This is a genomic window from Pseudomonas sp. FFPRI_1, from assembly GCF_055384485.1.
In genome coordinates this window covers 3,165,273-3,180,472 of the sequence record NZ_AP029168.1, presented here as the reverse complement: position 1 = coordinate 3,180,472, position 15,200 = coordinate 3,165,273, and the positions used below count along the sequence as shown (strand labels likewise).

Below are 15,200 nucleotides of genomic sequence, written 5' to 3'. Positions count from 1 at the left end.
CCTGAACCGCAACACGCTCTGAACCCAAGAACAACAAGGAACACCCATGCACCCCACTTCCCTGCAAGACACCACCGCCCCCGAAGGCATCTGTTTCGGTTGCGGCAGCAGCAACCATCACGGCCTGCACATCAAGAGCCACTGGCACGAGGACGGCGTGCACGTGGTCGCCGAGCACCTGCCGGAATCCAAATACTGTGGCTGGCCGGACCTGGTCTACGGCGGCCTGATCGCCATGCTGGTGGACTGCCACTCCAACTGGACCGCCATGGCCTACCACTACCGCAACGAACAGCGCGAGCCCGGCAGCCTGCCACGCATCGACTGCGTCACCGGCAACCTGGGCATCAAGTTCATCAAGCCCACACCCATGGGCGTGCCCCTGACCCTGCGCGCCAGGGTCGAGGGTGAAGTGGGCCGCAAGAGCCAGGTGATCTGCGAGGTGTACGCCGGCGACGTGCTGACCGCCATTGGCGACTCGGTGTTCGTGCGGGTCGATACCTCGCAACTCGCGGCAGCGGCTCACGGTAGAGACGCCTGAGACCTGCAGCCACCGCAAGCAGAGGTGCCCGGGAGTCGCAAGGCACGGGCACGCTCTGCTAGATTCCGCGCCCTGACGCGCACCTTCTATCCCCACTCTTGAACAGGAACCTGCCCCTGACCATGGACATTCAGGACATCCAGCACCGCCTGGCCAAGCCGGCGTTGAAGTTCACCGCCGGCGGTTTCCGCCCAACCTACAGCGACGAGGAAAGCTGGCTGGGCCGGGTCTTTCTGTTTCGCGAGGATGAAGAACTGCCACGCAACAGCGCCGGGGAAACCCTGCTGCCGTTCGCCCAGTTCTATCTGCCGGCGCTGCCCTTTCACAACCCGCTGCTGGAAGGCGTGCGGGTGCTCACGGTGTTCGTCGCCAACCCCTTTCCCGAGCCCCTGGAACCCATGGGCGAGCGCTGGCTGATCCGCGAATACCGTGCCGAGGACGTGCTGGTGCGCAAGGAACTGACCGCCACCGGGGCCTTTCTCAAGCCCTTCCCGCTCAAGCCCGAGGCAGTACCCGCCGACTTTCCGCTGTGGGACGGCGGTGGCGTGCCCGAGGATCTGGAACGGGAAATCGTCGCGCTGGAACAGGCCGGCACCATCGAGTGCTACTACGACCTGGTGGAGCACTGCTACGAACATAAGCTGGGGGGCTACCCGTCCTTCTGCCAGTCGGGGATCGATCCAGGCGACGGCTTCGAGTTCGTGCTGCAGATTTCCTCCGATGCCAAGATCAACCTCAATGTGGTCCACAACGGCAGCCTGATGTTCTGGAAGCATCGCGAGAGCGGCGAGTGGGCGCTGTACTTCGACTTCTATTGAGGCATCGCGGTTAACGCCGATTTCATCCGCCAGCGGGTGAAAAGCCTCGGCGCCGGGTGCATCATGGGCGCTGTCCATTTCCCGGGAGACTTGCATGCCCATGCGCTCACTGCTCTTGCCCGCCGCAGCCCTGGCCCTCGGCTTGTTGGCGGCCACCGGCGCCCTGGCCGACGACCAGTCGCAACTGATCGAGTCGATCAACGCCTACCGCAGCCAACCGCAACGCTGCGCCAACCAGGCCTCCTCGGAGCTGCCGCCACTGGCCAGCGATCCACGCCTGGTGCTGCCGGTGGACAACGTCGGCGACCTGCAGCAAGCCCTGGCCCGAGCGGCCTACCCCATGGTCAACGTGCAGGCCATCAGCCTGTCCGGCCCCCGGGATGCCCAGGCGGCGATGCAGGCGGTGCGCGAGAGCTTCTGCCAGGTGGTGCTGGACCCGCAGTTCGTCGATATCGGTGTCAATCGTCAGGCCAACCAGTGGCGCATCGTGCTCGCCCGGCCGCTGTTGTCCGCACGCCTGGGGGACTGGCAGGCCGAGGGCCAGCAACTGCTCGCGCAGATCAACAGTGCCCGCGGCCAACCCCGCCAGTGCGGTGGCCAGAGTTTCGCCGCCACCGCGCCCCTGGCCTGGAACGCCACCCTGGGCAGCACCGCCGAGGAGCACAGCCGGGCCATGGCCAACCAGAACTACTTCGACCACAAGGACCACGACGGCCGCACCCCAGGTGACCGCGCGGAACTGGCAGGCTATGCCGGCCAGCAGGTGGGCGAGAATATCGCCGCCGGCCAGGACACGGTGCGCAAGGTGGTGGACGGCTGGCTGGCCAGCCCCGGCCATTGCGCCAACCTGATGAACCCGGCCTACAGCGAGCTGGGCGCGGGCTACGCGGTGGACCCGAAAAGCGATGCCGGCATTTACTGGACCGCGATGTTCGGCGCCCCCTGAGCCCGTGCCCGGGGCGTGGCAGCCACGTCCCGAAGCGGCAACCGGGCACCCACGGCAACAAAGGAGCGACACTCACTCGCCCCGACCTCAGCGGTGCGACGCCGTTTGGCCCGCACCACCATCGGTCGGCCGCCCTCACGGTGCGCCTGGGGCTTCTATGCTTGTAGCCCTGCCTTCGGATCATTCGTACGCCCTCACACAGGAACGCTGATCATGCAAACCTTCGGTTACGCAGCGCAGTCCGCCGGGGTTCCCCTGGCGCCTTTCACCTTCCAGCGTCGCGCCCTGCGCGCCAACGATGTGGCGATGGAAATCCTCTATTGCGGGGTCTGCCACTCCGACCTGCACCAAGCGCGCAACGACTGGGGCGCCAGCCGCTACCCCATGGTCCCGGGCCACGAGATCGTCGGCCGGGTCACCGCCGTCGGCCCCGAGGTCAAGCAGTACAAGGTCGGCGACGGCGTCGCCGTCGGCTGCATGGTGGACTCCTGCCAGGTGTGCGACCAGTGCCGCAAGGGCGAAGAACAGATGTGCCGCGAGCACAATACCCAGACCTACAACGGCCTGGACCGCATCACCCGCGAGGTGACCTACGGCGGCTACGCCAAGCACCTGGTGGTGCGCGAGGAGTTCGTCCTGCGGGTGCCCGAGGGCCTGGACCTGGCCAAGGCCGCGCCGCTGCTGTGCGCCGGCATCACCACCTATTCGCCGCTGCGCACCTGGAATGTCGGGCCTGGCAGCCGGGTCGGGGTCATCGGCCTCGGTGGCCTGGGGCACATGGCGGTCAAGCTGGCGGTGGGCATGGGAGCCAAGGTCACGGTGCTCAGCCGCAGCGCCGACAAGCGCGCCGACGCCCTGGCCCTGGGCGCCGATGCACTGCTGGTGTCCAGCGACCCGCAGGCCATGGCCCGCGCCCAGTCGAGCTTCGACCTGATCATCGACACCATTCCGGTGCGCCACGATGTCTCGCCCTACATGCCCCTGCTGGACATCGACTGCACCCTGGTGATCGTCGGCCAGGTCGGGCCGATCGACGAACAACTGACCCTGCCCATGCTCCTGGGCCGGCGCCGGCTGGCCGGCTCACCCATCGGCGGCATCGCCCAGACCCAGGAAATGCTCGACTTCTGCGCGCGCAAGAACATCCTCCCGGATTGCGAAATGATCGCCATGCAGGACATCAACCAAGCCTTCGAACGCATGGAACGGGCCGATGTGCGCTACCGCTTCGTGATCGACATGGCGTCCCTGGGCAGCGGCGCCTGACACCCGCAGTTGCCCGCTCGCACGTGAATGAAGGGACGGTGGCGGCGCCTTTGCCCAGTGTTTTGCACCGCCCTGTCGATATCCCGTCACACCGCTCCCTCTGGCGCACCGCGGCCCGCATCCGGGCCGCGGCGCGCCAAAGGAGGCGACCGACCTTCATTCGATAGCGAGACGACTCAATGGTGATTGTGCTGATCCTGTCAGGGCTGGCACTTAGGGTGGCGATGCAGTTCGCGATTGTCTGCGTGGCCCTGAAGCATTCCTTGGGCAATGCCAGCCTCAGCCTGTTCATTTCCTTCTTGGTGTACGCCTGCGCCAGGAAAGACTCGCAAGCCCGGCCCTTTCTCTGGGGCTGGTACCTGGGCATAGGGTTATTGGTCGCGGGGGGTCAGGCCTCGGCCTAGGGAGCGCGTCACAGGCGGATTCCGCCAGGCACCACGCAAAAGCCCCGAATCTTCGGGGCTTTTTTCATCAGGCCTGGCTGCAGCTCATTGGTTGGCCGCCATCTGCCCCGCTTCGCCCTGGCTCACCAGGGCCTTGAGCGATGCGTCGAACTGCTTCAGGGCATCGACCTGCAACTCGGTCTGCTGGTTGATCTGCGCGGCGATCTCCGGCGCCGCCTTGCCCCGTACCCAGACCGACGGCAGTTCCTTGGTCTGGATCCCGGCGGCCTGGCCGATGTACTGCAGGTTGGCGTCATAGAACTTGGCGATGAAGCGCGCCTCGACCTTGCTGTTGCGCTTGGTCACCAGTTGGTTGTAGGTGTCGAGCATCACCACCACATCGGGGTGGGCCTGGACCACCGCGTCAAGGCTGTCATAGACGGTCACCGAGCCGAAATGCTGCTGCAGCGAAGCCAGCAGCCAGTCGATTGCCCGCTTCGGGTCCGAGCTGTTGACGAAGGCTTGGCTGATGCGCGGATCGAGGCCGGCATTCTTCGCCCCGTTGAGCGCCACCGAATGGTAGTGCTCCAGGTATTGCAGGGTGCTGATGGTGTTTTCGCTGTACAGCACGCCTACCGACTGCGCGTGTTGCAGGTCGGCGCTGCTGTCGGCCATGGGCAGGAAGTGGCAGGAGGCGTCGTCAGTGGCGAGGGTCGCCGCAGAAGCCCCGGTTGCCGCGATCAAAAGCACCACAAGGGTCACTAGAGTCGAGATTTTCATCGGGTGTTTCCTTCTGCAGCAAGCACGGTGTAAGCGCTATCTTCCTCCTTTGCCGAAAAAACGGAACCTGCACTTTTTGATGATAACTATCGATTGCAGCAATGGTTGACAATGGGCACCGATGCGCCTCGAAGGCGCTGGCCTGCGCCGTTCGCGCCCTTCGATAAAGCCGTCAATTTCTGGCATACAGCTTGCCCTCGCCCCGATAGAATCAAGCCCCCTTTTTCTGCAAGACGAGTCCGGACCATGGATGCTCACTCGATACTGACCTACACCCTGGTGGCAGCCATCGCCATCGCCAGCCCCGGCCCGGCGACCCTGGTGGCGCTGCACAACAGCGTGGCCTACGGCGCCAAGTCCACTATCTGGTCATCCCTGGGCAATATCAGCGGGCTGTTCTGCATGTCTGCCGCGGCCATGCTCGGCCTCGGGGCGCTGATTGCCAGTTCCGAATGGATTTTCAACGCGGTGAAGATCGTCGGTGCCGGCTACCTGTTCTACCTCGGTGCCAAGCAGCTGTTCAGCAAGAGCCAACTGCTGAGCGAAGCCAGCGCAGACAGCACCCAGGTTGGCAAGCCGCCGCGCCTGAAGCTGTTCAAGTCGGCCTTCCTGACCGCCGCCACCAACCCCAAGGCAACCATCTTCTTCACCGCCCTGTTCCCCCAGTTCATCGACCAGCACGCCGCGCTGCTACCACAGTTCTTCATCCTGACCCTGATCTTCATGGCGCTGTCGCTGACCTCCCTCAGCGTCTACGCGGTGCTGGCCTCCCGGGCCAAGGGCGTGCTGACCCGGCCAGCCCTGTCCAAGTGGGTCAACCGGGTGGTGGGCTCCACCTTTATTTTCTTCGGCACCACCATCCTGGCCATGCGCCGGCAAACGGCCTGAACCTCAGACGCGATGCAAATAGATCTGCTCAAGGAATCGCTGCTGGGCCACTGGGAAATCGCTGCCGGCGTGCTGCAATGCGAATTGCAGTTCGGCAGCCGCCTGGTCTACGTCCAGCACCCCAGCAACGAACCGCCCCAGCGCCGGCTCGCGGTCGCGCAGCACGGGGTGCAGGGCGCCTGGGACGACATCCCCCAGGCCCTGGCCTTTGCCGAGCGCCTGTGCGTGCCCGGCATACGCAAGGTCTGGCAGCTGTATGCCCAAGGCCTTCTGTCGTGCCCGCCACTGGAGGTCTATTCGATTCACTTCGGGATCAACAGCCCTGACCCGTCCTACACCATTTCCCAGAACCCGGATTTCGACTGGGAGGCCAGCCTGATGGTGGAAGACGAGCTGGGACAGGCGCACCGTCTGTCTCTGGCCGAATACGAACCTGAGGAAGACTTCTGGCTGAGCGTACGGCGCCTGGGCCCCGGCCAATTCCAGAGCGATACCTGATCAGCCCTTGTTTTTCTGCAAGGCCTTGAGCCGGGTGCTGGCCCGCTGCACGGCGGCCATCTTTTCCGGGCGCTTCATGCGCTTCCATTTGCGGATGTCGTCCTTGCTGCGCCCGCAACTCAGGCACAGGTCGCCACTGAGCCGGCACAGGGCGATGCAGGGGTTGTCGATTTCCTTGGCCATCGCTCAACCCCGGCCCGGGCGCAGACGCTTCAGGCGCTGCGCCCAATCGCCAGCATTGATCCGCCGGCACTGCTCTTCGCTGTCGAAGAACACACGGGTTTCCAGGGAGTCGAGGTGAACATCGGCCTCTTCCAGGGCCCGGGCCGTCAGTTCGAGCATCCGCGCGCCCTGCCCGGCCGCCAGCGCCTGCTCCTTGTGGGCCTGGGTGTCGAAGACCCAGACCACCACCAGGCTCGCCGCAAAGGCGGCGTAGTCCACCTCGTGGGTCAACCAGGAAAAACCGACGATTTCGGCCTTGGCCGCTTCGCAGGCCTCGGTCAGGGTGGCGGCCAGCAGGCGCTCCGTGGCCGCCTGCTGGCGTTTGTTGAATGGCATGACAAGCCTTGAGTCGCAGCTAAAAGGCCGCACACCATACCTCAAGCCACTCGCCCGCGGCGGCGCTTTGCGGCTAGGCTAGTGCGCTCCTGCCCGCTTCAAGGAAGAACGCACATGCAAAAGACCTCCTTCGCGCTGCTCGTGGCAGCGCTCCAGCTCGCCAGTGCCAGTGCCCTGGCGGCCACGCCGCCGGTGGCCGACGCCATCTGGTTCAACGGCCCGATCATCACCATCGACGACCGCCAGCCCAACGCCCAGGCGGTGGCGGTGAAGGACGGCAAGATCCTCGCCGTCGGCGACCGCCAGCAGGTTCTCAAGAACCAGGGGCCGACCACGCGCATGCTCGACCTCAAGGGCTCGACCCTGCTGCCGGGGTTCATCGACCCCCACGGGCATGTGTCGATGGTGGGTTTCCAGGCTGCCAGCGCCAACCTGCTGCCTCCGCCGGACGGTGCCAACAGCAACATCCCCGAGCTCCAGCAGACCCTGCGCAGCTTCGAGCAGCAGTCGCCGATCCCGGCGCAGTTCGGCGTGCTGTTCGGTTTTGGCTACGACGACTCCCAGCTCCAGGAACAGCGCCACCCCACCAAGGCTGACCTGGACGCTGTGAACAAGGACATGCCGATCGCCATCGTCCACCAGTCCTCGCACCTGGGGGTGCTCAACAGCAAGGCCCTGGTGCTGGCGGGGATCAACGCGTCGACGCCCAACCCGGATGGCGGGGTGATCCGGCGGGTCGAGGGCAGCCAGGAACCCAACGGGGTGCTGGAGGAAAATGCCTTCTTCATGGCCCTGGTGAAGATCTTCCCCAAGCTGACCGCCGACCAGGCCGTGGACATGCTCAGCGCCGGACAGAAGCTGTACATCAGCTATGGCTACACCACCCTGCAGGACGGCCGCTCCTCCCCGGACCAGGTGCGCACTGCAATCAAGGCCGCCAGCGACGGCAAGCTGCTGGCGGACATCGTCTCCTACCCCGACATCCTCACCCAGGGCACCAAGGAACTGCTGGTTGCGCCCTGGTATCACCCGACCAACCAGCCAGTGGTCTATGACCGGCACTTTCGCATCGGCGGGGTCAAGCTGACCCTCGACGGCTCGCCCCAGGGCAAGACCGCCTGGCTCAGCCAGCCCTACTTCAAGCCGCCCCAGGGCCAGGACGCCAGCTATGCCGGCTACGGCGTGGTCAAGGACGACGAAGCGCTGGCGATCTACAAGGAGGCCTTGGCCAACCGCTGGCAGATCCTTTCCCACACCAACGGCGACCGCGCCATCGAGCAGTTGCTGACCTCCATCAAAGCCGCGGAAAAAGCCTACCCCGGGGTCGATGTGCGCCCGGTGATGATCCACGGCCAGACCCTGCGCCAGGATCAGGTGGCCGAGCTCAAGCAACTGAAGATCTTCCCGTCGCTGTTCCCCATGCACACCTACTACTGGGGCGACTGGCACCGGCAATCGGTGCTCGGCCCCGAGCGTGCCGAGAACATCTCGCCCACCCAGTGGGTGCTCAAGGAGGGCCTGAAGTTCACCACTCACCACGATGCCCCGGTAGCCCTGCCGGACTCGATGCGAGTGCTGGCGGCCACAGTCAACCGCACCACCCGCAGCGGCTACGTGCTGGGGCCGGACCAGCGGGTGACACCGCTGCAGGCGCTGAAGGCCATGACCCTGTGGTCGGCCTACCAGCACTTCGAGGAAGACCGCAAAGGCTCCATCACCCCGGGCAAGCTGGCGGACTTCGTGGTGCTTTCGGCCAACCCGCTGACCGTGGCGCCCGCGACCCTGAACGAAATCCAGGTGCTCAAGACCGTCAAGGAGGGCCGGGTGATCTACGAACGCCCAGCCAAGCTGGCGCAGCTGCCGCCGCCGTTCGGCATGCATGGCGACCCCTCCCTGCCGGCGCCTGCGGGCATCAAGGCGGTGGCCCAGGGCGACGGTGACCTGGGCCCGGCGCTGGATGTGATCTACGACAAAATGACCCCGGCCCACCCCTGAGCCGCCACTGAAAACGCCGCTTCCCGATGCCGGGAAAGCGGCGTTGTCCTACCCGCCGGAACTGCGTCCCGAGCGCCGTTGTTGCGCCACAATCAAAGCGCTGTGTGGCGCGGGAGCCTGCTCCCGCTCAATTGGCCGGCGCTCCGGGGCGCAGCGCTCAAAATGACCGCTGCGCACAACCGCGACAGCCGCCCTCCTCGCAGCCGCCAGTTGCTTAGATCTTGCTGCCCAACGCCGCCGCCAGCACCCCGTCATGACTGTAGATATCCGGCGCATACAACAGCTGCCCATGGCTGTCGGCCTGCACCGTCCAGTAGCTCAGCAGGATCGGCACCGGCTTGGCCAGGCGGAACTCATGGGTCAGGCCGGTGGCCAGCAGATCATTGGTACGCAGCCGCTCCGCCGGGGTCAGCAGCCAGTCCCGCAGCTGCAACGCCTGCTCGACCCGCACGCAACCGGAGCTGAAGGCCCGCGGCCCCTTGCTGAACAACGCCTGGCTCGGCGTGTCGTGCAGGTACACCGAGAACGGGTTGGGAAAACGGATGGCGATGCGGCCCAGGGGGTTGCGCGGCCCCGCACCCTGGCGCAGGAGGATATTGCCCGGGCGGTCCCAATCGATGTCCTCGGGGGCCAGGGGCTGGCCGTTGGCGTCCAGCACCTGCAGGTTCTGGCGGTTGAGAAAGCCCTGGTCACGGCGGATTTCCGGCAGCTTGTCCTCCTTGAGGATGGTCGGCGGCACGGTCCAGGTCGGGTTCAGGGTCAGGCGCGTGACCTGGGATTTCAGCAACGGCGTCTGGCGCTCGGCGCGGCCGACCTGGGTGCGGGTCTGCCAGACCACGGCGTCATGCTGGTAGAAGGTCAACTGCGCCGCAGCGACGTTGACCAGCACCAGGTTCGGCTCGAAATCCTGGGCCAGCCAGCGCAGGCGCTCGAGGTTGACCCGCAACTGCTCGCGGCGCTGGGCCGGGCTGATGTTCATCTCCTTCAAGGTGCCCGCGCCGACCACACCGTCGGCCTGCAGCGAGTGGCTGAGCTGGAAGTGCTTCACCGCACTCACCAGGTCACCACTGTAGGCATTGTCCGGGTTGACCGCCGGGCTCTGCAGGTAACCTCCGTGGTAGAGACGCTCGGCCAGTTCCGGCACGCGCTTGTCCTGCATGTCCGGGCGCAGCAGGGGCCCACTCCCTACCGCCTGCCACTGGGGCAATGGCTGCTGGCGTTGCTGGGCATAGGCCTGGCGCAGGTTGTGGTACTGGGCAAGCTGGGGACGCGCCCGCTCAAAGGCCCCGGCGATGTTTTCAAGCCCAGGCACCGCGATCGCCAGCAAGGTCGCCTGGCGATCCTCCGGCAGCGGCTGGGCTCGCCACACGGGCTCGAAGCGGGTTTGTGAGAGGCGCCCGTAATGCAGGTCCTGCAGGGCTTTCAGGTACTGGTGGCTGATATCGATATCGGCGCACAGGCCATCCCCTGCCGGGGTGCTTGCCGGCAAGTGGTAATGCCCCGGGTCCAGGCCGTCATCGACCAGTTGCGCCAACTGCGCCTGCAAGCTGGCCAGGCGCCCGTCGACGGCCCAGGCTGGCTGCTCGCCATGCTGGCGATAGAACGCCTGCAACTGCTGCTGGGTGGGCGGGTCCAGGCGCGGAGCCAGGGCCGGACATGCCTGGGCCAGTTGGCTCAATGCCAACTGCAAGGGGCTCGCCGACTGCAAGGGCGGCTCTTCGGCCAGCGCGACCAGTGGCGCAGCGAGCAGGCACAGGCTCAAGTAACATGCGTGTTTTTTGAACAACTGCTTTACTCCAATCCGTGGCCGTCGGTTTGACGGCCAAGCGTTATGGCAGATGCGGAAAACAATCAAGCCTGGGTGATAAACATATAGACCAGACTGCCGGGATAACGACAGGACGTCAGGAGCTGAAGTGACCATGGGGATGCTTTATACATGTTGACCTTCTTGTGCCGATTCTGCCTGGCGGCCCTTGCCCTGGGCGCCATTTGCAGTCCTTCCTTCGCCGCCAGCAAACCCCACCCTGCCACCAGCCCCGCGCTGTACGCCAGCCTCGCCCACGCCGCCCCGGAACTCAATCCCCTGGCCCTGAAAAGCGCCTTGAACGCCATGCAGTGCGCGGTCAACAGCGGCGCCCGGCAAGCCCGGCACCTGGCGGTAATCGATTACTCGCAACCTTCCACCGCCCGACGCCTGTGGATCTTCGACCTGCGCAGCAAGAAGCTGGTGCTGCGCGACCTGGTGGCCCACGGGCAGAAGTCCGGGGAAAACTTCGCCACCCAGTTCTCCAACCGCCTGGGCAGCTACCAGTCCAGCCTGGGCCTGTTCCGCACCCAGGAAAGCTACGAAGGCAGCCACGGCTACTCCTTGCGCATGGACGGCCTGGAGCCCGGCTTCAACGACCGCGCCCGCGATCGCGACATCGTGATCCATGCCGCCGACTACGTGAACCCGTTGTGGAGCCAACGCCAGGGCCGCATCGGCCGCAGCCAGGGCTGCCCGGCCGTGCGCCCGCAAGTCGCGCGCCAGGTGATAGACAAGCTCAAGGATGGCCAGTTCATGTTTTCCTGGTACCCGGACCAGCGCTGGCTCAAGTCCTCGCCCTACCTCAACTGCCAACCCCGCCAGGTGGCGAGCATCCTCAATGCCAATGGCGGCTGACAGGCCGCGCTGACACCCCGGCGCCAGCCCTCTCGCGGGTTGCATCGAGCGCCGGTGGCGAGATACCGTTACCAGCCTGGAACGCCACCTCGCCCAAGCCGGACGCCATGTCTATACAGCACAGCCTGCTCCTCCATGATCCCGGACCACGCCCGGCCTACTACCGGGTTGCCGAGCACTTATGGGGCACAGGCTGCAATGTCGATTCCGATGGTGACAGCCGAACTCCCGACGATGAGCAGTGGACCGAACTGACCCTGAGACTGCGCGATGCCAGCGAGCAACGCCTGGACATCGACCCACTGTCCCTGGTGCCCCTGATACTGATCATCCGCGCCTCGCAAGCGGCGCTGGCGGAAAAGGCCGCGCACTTCATCCAGTCGGCTGCAGGCGGCACCCTCCAGCACCCCATCAAGGACCGATAAGGATGGGCCCTGCCCCCTGGCAGCCGCTCACCTTCACACACTGGCAGCGCACCCATGACTCCACCCGAGATCGACTTCATTCCCGACTTCATCGCCGACCCCCACCGGCTGTTCAGCCAGCTCAAGGATTCTGTGCTGTGGGACGAGCGCATGCGTGCGCGCAAGACCGCAAGCTTCGGCGCGCCCTACGATTATTCGCAGATCACCTACCCTGCCGTGCCGATGCCCGAGCTTCTGCAACAGCTGTGCGGGCCCATCGAGCAGCGACTGGGCTTTCGTCCCAACAACTGCCTGCTCAACTGCTACCCCGACGGCCAATCCTCCATGGGCTTTCATTCCGACGCCAATGAACAGTTGGTGACCGGCACCGGCGTGGTGATCGTTTCCCTGGGGCATGCCCGGACCATGGTCTTTCGCCACAAGGAAAGCGGCGCGACCTTCGACTACAGCCTGGCCAGCGGCTCCCTGCTGCACATGTCGGACGAACTGCAAAAACACTGGCTGCACGCCATTCCCAAGGCGCCGGGCGCGGGCGAGCGCATCAGCCTGTCGTTTCGCCAGCTCACCACCTGCTAGTGCTGGAGTCGGTCAGGATCGGCCCTTGACTCGAGGGCCATCCCATCGACAATGCCCGGCTGTGCTCACCCGTCATCCCGAGGCCCCATGCAGTTGCTCCCCTGGTCCTATCCCTGCCCCGAAGGCTTTACCCTGCGCGGCCTGCGCTCCGCGCCTTCGGGCAAGCCGCTGCTGCACTTTCTCCACGGCAACGGCTTCTGCTCCATGGCCTATCGACCGATGCTGGCGCTGTTGGCCGAGTCCTTCGACCTGTGGCTCAGCGACGTGCAGGGCCACGGCGACACGGACCACGGCGGCCCGTTCCTGGGCTGGAACCGGACCGCGGAACTGGCGGCCGAGGCCTTCGAGGCCGGGCTCGGAGCCTACGGCGAGGTGCCCCGCTACGCGGTCGGCCACAGTTTTGGCGGGGTGCTCACCTGCCTGATCGTGGCCGAACGACCGCAGCTGTTTCGCAAGGCGGTGATGCTCGACCCAGTGATCTTCAGCCCGTCGATGATCGGCTCGCTCAAGCTGCTTTCGGCCCTGGGCCTGAACCGCCGCCACAGCCTGGCGCGCAAGGCCGCTGCCCGCCGCCAGCGCTGGCCGGACCGCGCCTCGGCCAAGGCCGCGCTGGCCAACCGGGGGATCTTCAAGGGCTGGAGTGACGAGGCCCTGGAGGCCTATGTCGAACACGGGTTGAAGGACACCGCCGAAGGCGTGGCGCTCAAATGCGCCCCCGAGCGCGAGGTGGACATCTTCAGCTCCTTTCCCCGCCGCCTGTGGCGTTCGCTGCGCCAGATACAGACCCCGAGCCTGGTGATCCACGGCCGCGACAGCTACCCCTACGTGGCCCGTTCGGCCCAGCGCTGGGCAACGCTCAATCGGCACCTGAGCACCCAGGTACTCGACGGCCAGCACTGCTTCATGCAGGTCGACCCGGTGACCAGCGCGCGCTCCATCGAAGGCTTTCTTCAGACCGAAGGCCACTGAAAGCCGCGGGCCAGGCGCCCGCGATAGATGTCACCGTGCTATCATCGGCGGGTTTTCCAGGCAGGTCGTGCAACCTGCCAACCCTGGAAAGCACGGACAAAGGCGCCGCTCAGATGCGCCAGCCGCCTGCCTTGTGTGCAAAAAGCCGACGGTGCCGTGGAGCCTGCTCCACCGCGCACCGCACCGATGCAAACCGCGACTTGCTTCGCCGGTTGTACTTTTTGCCGCCACAAGGAACACCATCATGCTCTTGAGAACGATGAACATTTCCCGCCGTGCAGGGTTCAGCTTTGCCCTGATCGCCCTGCTGGCCCTGGCCCTGGGAGGTTTCTCCCTGCTGGAAATGCAACGCATGAACCAGCAATCCCTTGAGGTCGACCAGAACTGGCAGCCTTCCATCGTCGCCGCCAATGCCCTGGCCCTGACCAGCACCCAGATCCGCACCCTGACCCTGCGCATGCTGGTGGTACGCGATAGCAATGACGTGCAGGCCCTGCTTTCGCGCCTCACCGAGCTCGACCAGCAGCAGGACGAACAACAGCAAACCTACGAAAAACTGATCAACGTCGAAGACGAGCGCGCCGCCTACGAGCGCTTTGTCAGCGCCAAGGCGCTGTACCTCAAGGACCAGCACCGGATCGTCGAACTGATGCGCCAGGGCCACAAGGAAGCGGCGATCGATATCGTCGACGGTGGTCCGTTCCTGGCCAATGCCGATGCCATGCTCAAGGAATTGCTGACTATCATCGACGTCAACACCCGTGGCGGCGTCGCCGCAGCGGCCCAGAGCAACCAGGTGTTCCAGAGCGCGATCGGCATGGTCCTGTTGATCATGCTGGTGGTGGTGGCCCTGACCGTGGCCCTGGCGATTCTCCTGACCCGCAGCATCGTGCGACCGCTGGGGCAAGCCGTGGCCGTGGCCGAAACCATCGCCAGCGGCGACCTCGGCCAGAGCATCGCGATCAGCGGCAAGGATGAACCGGCGCGCCTGCTGCACGCCCTGCAAACCATGCAGGCCAGCCTGCGCGGCACCCTGCAGCGCATCGCCGATTCCTCCAACCAGTTGGCTTCGGCCGCCGAGGAACTGCACGCGGTCACCGAGCATTCGAGCCAGACCCTGCACCAGCAAAGCAACGAAGTGGAACAGGCCGCCACCGCGGTCAACGAAATGACCGCCGCCGTGGAAGAAGTGGCACGCAACGCCGTGAGCACTTCCGAAGCCTCCCAGGAAACCGACCGCACCGCCCATCACGGCCGCGAGCAGGTACAGCACACTGTCGACTCCATTGGCCAACTGGCCGAGGACGTGACCCAGACCTGTGAGCGGGTCGAGCATCTGGCGGTGGATGTGCGCAACATCGGCCAGGTCCTGGAAGTGATCCGTTCGATTGCCGAGCAGACCAACCTGCTGGCGCTCAATGCCGCCATCGAAGCAGCCCGTGCCGGGGACGCCGGGCGAGGTTTTGCCGTGGTCGCCGACGAGGTGCGGGCCCTGGCCCATCGCACCCAGCAGTCGACCCAGGAAATCGAAAGCATGATCAACACCATCGAGGAAGGCACCGAGGGTGCGGTCAGTGCCATGCGCACCAGCAACGAACGCGCCCACCTGACCCTGGAAGCCGCCCGTGCCTCGGGCCTGGCCCTGGACCAGATCACCCAGGCCATCACCATGATCAACGAACGCAACCTGGTCATCGCCAGCGCCAGCGAAGAGCAGGCCCAGGTGGCCCGGGAAGTGGACCGCAACCTGATCAACATCCGCGACCTGTCGACCCAGACCTCGGCCGGGGCCAACCAGAGCAACGCCGCCAGCCAGGAGCTGTCACGCCTGGCAGTGGACCTCAACGGCCTGGTTACCCAGTTCAAGCTATAGGGACAGCGGCAAGCGTGGA

At 65.4% G+C, this 15,200-nt stretch carries 17 protein-coding genes and 1 pseudogene; 14 read left to right on the top strand and 4 right to left on the bottom strand.

The features are described 5' to 3' along the window. Positions 1–46 precede the first annotated feature (46 nt). The 5 genes from ACZ5BO_RS14225 (at position 47) to ACZ5BO_RS14205 (ending at position 3,975) form a co-directional block, all read left to right on the top strand. Positions 47–541, top strand: coding sequence for a PaaI family thioesterase (locus tag ACZ5BO_RS14225; RefSeq protein WP_025131355.1), 495 nt, complete (start codon positions 47–49; stop codon positions 539–541). A gap of 122 nt (positions 542–663) precedes the next feature. Beyond that, positions 664–1,359 (top strand): YwqG family protein, encoded by a 696-nt coding sequence (locus tag ACZ5BO_RS14220; protein ID WP_025131358.1) that lies wholly within the window; start codon positions 664–666, stop codon positions 1,357–1,359. Positions 1,360–1,459: 100 nt separating this feature from the next. Beyond that, a complete protein-coding gene (locus tag ACZ5BO_RS14215) occupies positions 1,460–2,305 on the top strand; it encodes a CAP domain-containing protein (RefSeq protein WP_464701271.1) in 846 nt (281 codons plus the stop codon). A gap of 213 nt (positions 2,306–2,518) precedes the next feature. After that, a complete protein-coding gene (locus ACZ5BO_RS14210; RefSeq protein WP_464700523.1) occupies positions 2,519–3,571 on the top strand; it encodes an NAD(P)-dependent alcohol dehydrogenase in 1,053 nt (350 codons plus the stop codon). A 179-nt stretch (positions 3,572–3,750) separates the two neighbouring features. Then, positions 3,751–3,975 carry a hypothetical protein gene (locus ACZ5BO_RS14205; RefSeq protein WP_464700521.1) on the top strand — a complete coding sequence of 75 codons (225 nt, stop codon included), beginning with the start codon at positions 3,751–3,753 and terminating at the stop codon, positions 3,973–3,975. Positions 3,976–4,059: 84 nt separating this feature from the next. On the opposite strand, the gene ACZ5BO_RS14200 is transcribed toward ACZ5BO_RS14205, so the two are convergent. Beyond that, positions 4,060–4,734 (bottom strand): ATPase, encoded by a 675-nt coding sequence (locus ACZ5BO_RS14200; protein ID WP_464700519.1) that lies wholly within the window; start codon positions 4,732–4,734, stop codon positions 4,060–4,062. 246 nt (positions 4,735–4,980) lie between these two features. Between ACZ5BO_RS14200 and ACZ5BO_RS14195 the strand changes: the two genes are divergently transcribed. Together ACZ5BO_RS14195 and ACZ5BO_RS14190 are read left to right on the top strand one after the other, a co-directional pair. Then, on the top strand, positions 4,981–5,622 hold the full coding sequence (locus tag ACZ5BO_RS14195) for a LysE family translocator (protein ID WP_464700517.1): 642 nt from the start codon (positions 4,981–4,983) through the stop codon (positions 5,620–5,622). A gap of 12 nt (positions 5,623–5,634) precedes the next feature. After that, positions 5,635–6,120: a hypothetical protein gene (locus ACZ5BO_RS14190; protein ID WP_464700515.1), complete on the top strand. Its 486-nt coding sequence runs from the start codon at positions 5,635–5,637 to the stop codon at positions 6,118–6,120. Here ACZ5BO_RS14190 and ACZ5BO_RS14185 read toward each other — a convergent pair whose 3' ends face one another. Beyond that, positions 6,121–6,303 (bottom strand): DUF1289 domain-containing protein, encoded by a 183-nt coding sequence (locus tag ACZ5BO_RS14185; protein WP_025131364.1) that lies wholly within the window; start codon positions 6,301–6,303, stop codon positions 6,121–6,123. It abuts the gene before it with no gap. Positions 6,304–6,306: 3 nt separating this feature from the next. After that, complete coding sequence (locus tag ACZ5BO_RS14180) at positions 6,307–6,678, bottom strand: hypothetical protein (protein ID WP_025131365.1); 372 nt, start codon at positions 6,676–6,678, stop codon at positions 6,307–6,309. 114 nt (positions 6,679–6,792) lie between these two features. Between ACZ5BO_RS14180 and ACZ5BO_RS14175 the strand changes: the two genes are divergently transcribed. Then, positions 6,793–8,673 carry an amidohydrolase gene (locus ACZ5BO_RS14175; RefSeq protein ID WP_464700513.1) on the top strand — a complete coding sequence of 627 codons (1,881 nt, stop codon included), beginning with the start codon at positions 6,793–6,795 and terminating at the stop codon, positions 8,671–8,673. Positions 8,674–8,887: 214 nt separating this feature from the next. Here ACZ5BO_RS14175 and ACZ5BO_RS14170 read toward each other — a convergent pair whose 3' ends face one another. Continuing rightward, positions 8,888–10,459, bottom strand: a complete 1,572-nt coding sequence (locus ACZ5BO_RS14170) for a L,D-transpeptidase family protein (protein ID WP_464700511.1) — start codon at positions 10,457–10,459, stop codon at positions 8,888–8,890. A gap of 153 nt (positions 10,460–10,612) precedes the next feature. Here ACZ5BO_RS14170 and ACZ5BO_RS14165 point away from each other — a divergent pair, with 153 nt between their 5' ends. From ACZ5BO_RS14165 to ACZ5BO_RS14140, 6 genes and pseudogenes are all read left to right on the top strand, one after another. After that, positions 10,613–11,338, top strand: coding sequence for a murein L,D-transpeptidase catalytic domain family protein (locus ACZ5BO_RS14165; RefSeq protein ID WP_025131368.1), 726 nt, complete (start codon positions 10,613–10,615; stop codon positions 11,336–11,338). 107 nt (positions 11,339–11,445) lie between these two features. Then, positions 11,446–11,763: a hypothetical protein gene (locus ACZ5BO_RS14160; RefSeq protein ID WP_464700509.1), complete on the top strand. Its 318-nt coding sequence runs from the start codon at positions 11,446–11,448 to the stop codon at positions 11,761–11,763. A 54-nt stretch (positions 11,764–11,817) separates the two neighbouring features. Further along, positions 11,818–12,339: an alpha-ketoglutarate-dependent dioxygenase AlkB family protein gene (locus ACZ5BO_RS14155; RefSeq protein ID WP_025131370.1), complete on the top strand. Its 522-nt coding sequence runs from the start codon at positions 11,818–11,820 to the stop codon at positions 12,337–12,339. Between the two features lie 87 nt (positions 12,340–12,426). Next, positions 12,427–13,308: an alpha/beta fold hydrolase gene (locus tag ACZ5BO_RS14150; RefSeq protein ID WP_025131371.1), complete on the top strand. Its 882-nt coding sequence runs from the start codon at positions 12,427–12,429 to the stop codon at positions 13,306–13,308. A 244-nt stretch (positions 13,309–13,552) separates the two neighbouring features. Next, a pseudogene (locus tag ACZ5BO_RS14145) lies at positions 13,553–14,323 on the top strand (MCP four helix bundle domain-containing protein); the annotation flags it as partial. After that, positions 14,318–15,181, top strand: coding sequence for a methyl-accepting chemotaxis protein (locus ACZ5BO_RS14140; protein WP_371261358.1), 864 nt, complete (start codon positions 14,318–14,320; stop codon positions 15,179–15,181). The pseudogene ACZ5BO_RS14145 and the gene ACZ5BO_RS14140, both read left to right, overlap by 6 nt. Positions 15,182–15,200 lie beyond the last annotated feature (19 nt).

Bases quoted from the DNA above. Each gene is read 5' to 3' on its own strand.
- ACZ5BO_RS14225 (WP_025131355.1), top strand. From the start codon at position 47: ATGCACCCCACTTCCCTGCAAGACACCACCGCCCCCGAAGGCATCTGT.
- ACZ5BO_RS14220 (WP_025131358.1), top strand. From the start codon at position 664: ATGGACATTCAGGACATCCAGCACCGCCTGGCCAAGCCGGCGTTGAAG.
- ACZ5BO_RS14215 (WP_464701271.1), top strand. From the start codon at position 1,460: ATGCGCTCACTGCTCTTGCCCGCCGCAGCCCTGGCCCTCGGCTTGTTG.
- ACZ5BO_RS14210 (WP_464700523.1), top strand. From the start codon at position 2,519: ATGCAAACCTTCGGTTACGCAGCGCAGTCCGCCGGGGTTCCCCTGGCG.
- ACZ5BO_RS14205 (WP_464700521.1), top strand. From the start codon at position 3,751: ATGGTGATTGTGCTGATCCTGTCAGGGCTGGCACTTAGGGTGGCGATG.
- ACZ5BO_RS14200 (WP_464700519.1), bottom strand. From the start codon at position 4,734: ATGAAAATCTCGACTCTAGTGACCCTTGTGGTGCTTTTGATCGCGGCA.
- ACZ5BO_RS14195 (WP_464700517.1), top strand. From the start codon at position 4,981: ATGGATGCTCACTCGATACTGACCTACACCCTGGTGGCAGCCATCGCC.
- ACZ5BO_RS14190 (WP_464700515.1), top strand. From the start codon at position 5,635: ATGCAAATAGATCTGCTCAAGGAATCGCTGCTGGGCCACTGGGAAATC.
- ACZ5BO_RS14185 (WP_025131364.1), bottom strand. From the start codon at position 6,303: ATGGCCAAGGAAATCGACAACCCCTGCATCGCCCTGTGCCGGCTCAGT.
- ACZ5BO_RS14180 (WP_025131365.1), bottom strand. From the start codon at position 6,678: ATGCCATTCAACAAACGCCAGCAGGCGGCCACGGAGCGCCTGCTGGCC.
- ACZ5BO_RS14175 (WP_464700513.1), top strand. From the start codon at position 6,793: ATGCAAAAGACCTCCTTCGCGCTGCTCGTGGCAGCGCTCCAGCTCGCC.
- ACZ5BO_RS14165 (WP_025131368.1), top strand. From the start codon at position 10,613: ATGTTGACCTTCTTGTGCCGATTCTGCCTGGCGGCCCTTGCCCTGGGC.
- ACZ5BO_RS14160 (WP_464700509.1), top strand. From the start codon at position 11,446: ATGTCTATACAGCACAGCCTGCTCCTCCATGATCCCGGACCACGCCCG.
- ACZ5BO_RS14155 (WP_025131370.1), top strand. From the start codon at position 11,818: ATGACTCCACCCGAGATCGACTTCATTCCCGACTTCATCGCCGACCCC.
- ACZ5BO_RS14150 (WP_025131371.1), top strand. From the start codon at position 12,427: ATGCAGTTGCTCCCCTGGTCCTATCCCTGCCCCGAAGGCTTTACCCTG.
- ACZ5BO_RS14140 (WP_371261358.1), top strand. From the start codon at position 14,318: ATGCAGGCCAGCCTGCGCGGCACCCTGCAGCGCATCGCCGATTCCTCC.